This window comes from Pirellulales bacterium, from assembly GCA_035499655.1.
Taxonomy (GTDB): Bacteria; Planctomycetota; Planctomycetia; order Pirellulales; family JADZDJ01; genus DATJYL01.
This window is the reverse complement of sequence record DATJYL010000093.1, coordinates 1-5,300: the sequence shown is the minus strand read 5'-3', so window position 1 is coordinate 5,300 and position 5,300 is coordinate 1. Positions and strand designations below refer to the sequence as shown.

The window sequence follows — 5,300 nt, the reverse complement described above, 5'->3', positions numbered from 1 at the left end:
AGCCCACGGGTTGCAACCCGTGGGCTTTAGTATCAATTGCCAATCTGCGCTTGGCTAGGGTGCGGTTACCAATTGCTTTAACGACTCTTCCAAAGATTCCAAATGGCCCCGTGCATTGCCCAACACTTCTTCTGCCAAAATTCGAGCGGCTAAATCCGTTTTCAAATCCGCCACGCATTTTTCAATGGCAGTTACGTCCTGCTTTTGATAGTCGATGAGTTCGCTAATCATATAATCGAGCGACAAATCGTGAGTGTCCGTAAACACCATCGGATATTCGCCAAAGCTGACCCGTTGTCGCCTGGAAAGCAGCAGTTCGGCAATCCGGCCCGAGTACATGCGGTAGTCTGCCACAATGTGGTTGAGCACGTGCTTTGCTTGTTCATCTCCCGAGTGCATCCAGGGCACCGCATCGGCCAAATACATCGGCAACGACCGATAAATGATCACAAACAATCGATTGAGAACAGCGCTGCTTTCAGATTGCGTCATGAATTACCGTTAATGTCTCATTGCGCTTCTAAATTCTTTGAGGTGAAGACCCGTTCACATCAAATTCGTCGCGCCGGACCACAGCCATGTATAAAACTGGTCCCAAAAGATTCCCAATATCAACACGGGCAACGTGACCATGACAATATAGGCCCCCTGCAACGAGACCAGAGAAAATCCCGTCGCCGGTCGATTTGCCGGCTCCGGATCAATGGCCATCGTCTTCATCACCCGCAAATAATAAAACAGGCTTAAAGCCGTATTCAAACCCCCAACAACCAGCAGAGTAAGCATCACCGAGCGGAAGCCGGGCACTTGCATCGCTCGCACTACAGAAGCAAACGCCACGTATTTAGCGGCGAAGCCAGCGAGCGGCGGCAAACCCACCAAACTGAATAAAATTACGCCCAGGCACACCACCACGCCCGGCGAAACCCGCACCAAGCCGCCGAAATCGCTAATTTCCTCGCTCCCAGTGGCATTCCGTAAAAAAGCCACAATGGCGAACGCGCCTAAATTCATAAACAAATAAAGCCCCACGTAAAACGGAACGGCGGCATACGCGGCTTCAGCGGCCACCGTGCTAGTTCCCGACAAGGCCACCGCCGCTGCCACCGGCATCATGATGTAACCAGCGTGCGCGATGGTGGAGTAGGCCATCAGCCGCTTGATATTTGTCTGGCCATATGCCGCCAAATTGCCAAAGGTGCATGTCATAGCGGCCATTAACGCCACCAACAGGGCAATAAAGCGCCGCACAGGAGCTAGCGGGTCTTTTCCTTCCGTAATTTGTGACTCCAAAGCAACAAAGTGAATTTTGGCCTGCGACGACAATTCATAGTCACTCGTCGAATTCGCCTGGCGGCCCACTAACTCCTCATGCTTTGTTTCTGGTACGGTATGAACCGCGGCCACTCCGCCTGGCAACGGTTGGGCCGACGATTGTTGAACGGGCAACGTCGTAAAGCCCACAGCCACTCGGACCAACAGCGCCAACGCAGCTGCTTTGGAAGCCACGCTCAAAAACGCATTCACTTCGGCGGCGGCCCCTTCAAACACATCGGGGCACCAAAAATGGAAAGGGAAAGCCGACAGCTTAAATGCCAATCCTACGCCGACCATCAACCCGCCCAGGCCCAACACGAGCCCCTGATCAGCCAGGTGTCCTTCTGATATCAGCTCGGCCAATCGTTGGGCCATGGTTGGTAAATGACAGCTCCCCAACACGCCTGCCAGAAGGCTGATGCCATACAGCATGATGCCAGCCGCACCAGCGCCATATACCGAGTATTTCAATGCCGCCTCGCTGCTGCGCGGCCGCCCTTTGAGCATCCCCGCCAGCGCATAAGACGGCACGCTGGCCATCTCCACGCCCAGGAAAACAATCACCAGATGATTGGCAGTGGCCATTAAACACATGCCGACCGTGGCACCCAACACCAAAGTGTAAAAATCGGGAGCATCTTCACGATCGGGAATGCCTGAAAGCTTGGTGAACACCACAAACAACAATGCAAAAAACAGCAATATCGAACGGAAATAAATACTGAACGAATCGTAAACCAGCATGCCCGTGAATAATTCCGTACGTTGCAAGCTGGATACCATGTCCAACTGCTTCCACGGAGCCGAAAAACACAAGCCCACCGCGGATCCAAGCAAGGCAACCCAAAAAGCATCGATCATTTCCAAGCCGCGAAACACACGCAGCAACAACATGACGACAATCGTGGCGCATAACGCCAGCTCCGGCCGAAACAGCCCCAAACTGCCGGTCGTGTCGCTCATCAGCGAATGTATTAATTCCGAAAAATTCACGATTCAATTCCCGATTTGCTGCTTTGTCCTGTTAACAGGTTGAATAACTCAACGTCGCCCTGCTTCATCCGCCAATTTCCCAGCAGAAGGCGCAGCCTCCGTGGGGGCTACGGCCGCCACGCTTGATCCGCCCGCCTCTTTAACATCTTTCGTCCAAGTCGCCAGATTTTGCGCTTGGCTGTCAATCGTGGGAGTCATGTAGTTAAACAATGCCTTTGGATAAACACCGAAGAAAATCGCCAGCGCCAACAGCGGCGCGGCAATCGCCAACTCCCGTGCCGTAATCGGATACAAATGATCGCCGTGCGGCCCTTTGTATTCCGGTCCCAGATACACGCGCTGGATGGTCCACAAAATATAGCCGGCCGTCAAAATCACCGTGGCAGCCGATACCACCGCCAGCGCGTGATTGAAATTCCACACGGAAAGAGTTACCAGCACTTCGCCGATAAACCCGCACAACCCGGGCAAACCCAACGCGGCAAAGAAAATACCAATCGCCAGGCCCGTATAAAGCGGCATCCGTTGAAACAGGCCGCCAAATTCATCCAAGTTGCGATGATGCACTCGGTCGTATACCACGCCCACCAAAAAGAACATGCCAGCGGAACTAATGCCGTGGGCAATCATTTGAAACATCGCCCCATTGATGCCCCAGGCCCAGTAGCTCGAATCGTAATTCCATCGGGCAGTAGCGCTCCACACTCCCAAGCCAAGCACCACGTAACCCATGTGGCTGACCGAGCTGTATGCCACCAGCCGCTTAAAATCCTTCTGCGCCATGGCGGCAAAAGCCCCGTACACCATGCTCACCACGCCGATGCCGCAGACAAACCACGACAAATCATAGCCGGCATCGGGGCAAATCGGATAACAAATGCGAATGATTCCGTAGCCGCCCATTTTCAATAAAATGCCAGCCAGAATCATCGAAATCGGCGTCGGCGCCTCGACATGCGCATCCGGCAACCATGTGTGCAGTGGCACAGCCGGCACTTTAATCGCAAAGCCGATGAACAACAGCAAAAACGCCCACCATTGAAGCGTTTGACCTAATACGCGATCTTCATCACGGCTAAACGGCGATTTCTCCATCTGCCCCATAACCTGCATGGCCATGATGTTAAATGTGTGCTGCGGCTCCTTGGCAAATTTGATGGTGGCGATCGCGCTATTCTGCTGCTCCGCCGGCAACCGGGCGTCCACCACGCCGGCCTCGAGCAATTGCTTGCCACTTAACAGCTTCAAATCGCTGTTGAAGTACAAAATCAAAATGGCGATCAGCATGAACACGCTGCCCAGTAGCGTGTACAAAAAGAACTTGATTGCCGCGTACTCCTTTCGCGGTCCACCCCACACGCCAATCAAAAAATACATGGGCAACAGCATCACTTCCCAGAACACATAAAACAGGAAAAAATCGAGTGCCAAAAACACGCCGATCATTCCAGTTTCCAATAGCAAAAACAAAATGCAATAGGCTTTCACGTGCTTGTCGATGTTCCAACTAGCCCCCATCGCCAACATGCAAACAAACGAGGTGAGTACGACCAAGGGAAAACTGATGCCGTCGGTTCCCATTAAGTAATAAATGTTGAACGACTTAATCCATGGCGCCGAAAACACATCTTGCATGGTCGATACGCCCAAATTGAACTGCGCCGTATCAGCACCTTCCGGACGCGGGATCGCCATCCATGCCGTCAACAAAAACACGGCCACGGTAATTCCCAGCGTGAACCAACGAATGGCCGCTTTGGTATCCTTGGGAAAAAACGCCAGCATTAGGGCGCCCAGCGCCGGCAAAAAAACAATCAAACTCAGCGGCAATATATAAGGATTATTCATAGAACATCCGCTTGCGGTTTAGCCGCGGCCCCAGGCCGAGCTCAACCCGCCCAGGTGCTTCGGAAAAAGGTAATCAAAATAAAAAGCCCCACGGTCCCCACCACAATTAACATCACGTATTGCCGCAACCGGCCCGTTTGCATACGCCGCATCGATAAGCCAGTCGAATGGATCGCGCGCGCCACGCCGTTGACAAGCCCATCCACAAACCAGCGGTCGATCGTGTCATCAATCGTTGAAACTCCGCGCACTGCCAGCGCACACCCGTCGATGAACCGATCAATCACTCGCTTATCGAAGTCGGCAATCCGACGTGAAACAAACAGCACCGGCTGCACAAAAATGACGTTGTACAATTCGTCAAAATACCATTTGTGCCACAGGAAGCCGTACAGTCGACTGAATTGGTTTTTCACCTCTTCCGGGTTCAGCAGCCGCCACGCGTAAAAAACCGTGGCCAACAGGAAGCCCGCCAGTGCTGTCGAAAAGGCGATAATCGAAGCCGGCACGTGAATCGCCATGTCTTCATGGCTTAAATGTTCGTTGGGATGTTCCAGGCTAGGCCAAAAAATCGCGCCCTTCGTGGTTTCTAGCGTCCCTGCCGGACGCGCTTGTTCCAACAGGTTCGTAAGCCCCCAGACCGGCCAGCCGATGCCGAAGGCAAACACCGCCAATACCACTAGCGGCATCCACATCACCTTCGGCGACTCGTGGGCATGTTCATAGACGTGATGGTCCTGCGGCTTGCCGATAAACGTCATGTACCATAATCGGAACATGTAAAACGCTGTGATCGAAGCCCCGCCCGCCGCCGCAATAAATAAAATGCGATGCACCGGATTGTGATTTGTGAACGACAGAGTTTGCGCAATGATCGAATCTTTCGAATAGTAACCGCTGAATCCGGCCACAAACGGAATGCCCGTGCCGATGATCGCCAAACAGCCCACCAGCATGGTGTAGCCGGTGTAAGGCATCTTCCGTAACAAGCCGCCCATCTTTCGCATGTCATTCGTATGGCAAGCGTGAATGACTGAGCCGGAACACATAAATAGCAGGCTCTTAAAAAAGGCATGTGTGAATAGATGAAACAAACCCGCGATCCAACCCCCCACGCCCAGCGACAACATCATGTAACCAAG

4 protein-coding genes are annotated in these 5,300 nt (G+C 53.0%); all 4 read right to left on the bottom strand.

Annotated elements, in window-relative coordinates:
• Nucleotides 1-54: 54 nt before the first annotated feature.
• Nucleotides 55-492 carry a hypothetical protein gene (locus VMJ32_06595; GenBank protein HTQ38676.1) on the bottom strand — a complete coding sequence of 146 codons (438 nt, stop codon included), beginning with the start codon at nt 490-492 and terminating at the stop codon, nt 55-57.
• A 54-nt stretch (nt 493-546) separates the two neighbouring features.
• Entirely contained in the window at nt 547-2,280 is a 1,734-nt protein-coding gene (locus VMJ32_06590; GenBank protein HTQ38675.1) for an NADH-quinone oxidoreductase subunit N, read from the bottom strand.
• Between the two features lie 78 nt (nt 2,281-2,358).
• Nucleotides 2,359-4,158 (bottom strand): NADH-quinone oxidoreductase subunit M, encoded by a 1,800-nt coding sequence (locus VMJ32_06585; protein ID HTQ38674.1) that lies wholly within the window; start codon nt 4,156-4,158, stop codon nt 2,359-2,361.
• Nucleotides 4,159-4,199: 41 nt separating this feature from the next.
• A partial coding sequence (locus VMJ32_06580) for a proton-conducting transporter membrane subunit (GenBank protein HTQ38673.1) occupies nt 4,200-5,300 on the bottom strand: 1,101 nt, incomplete at its 5' end.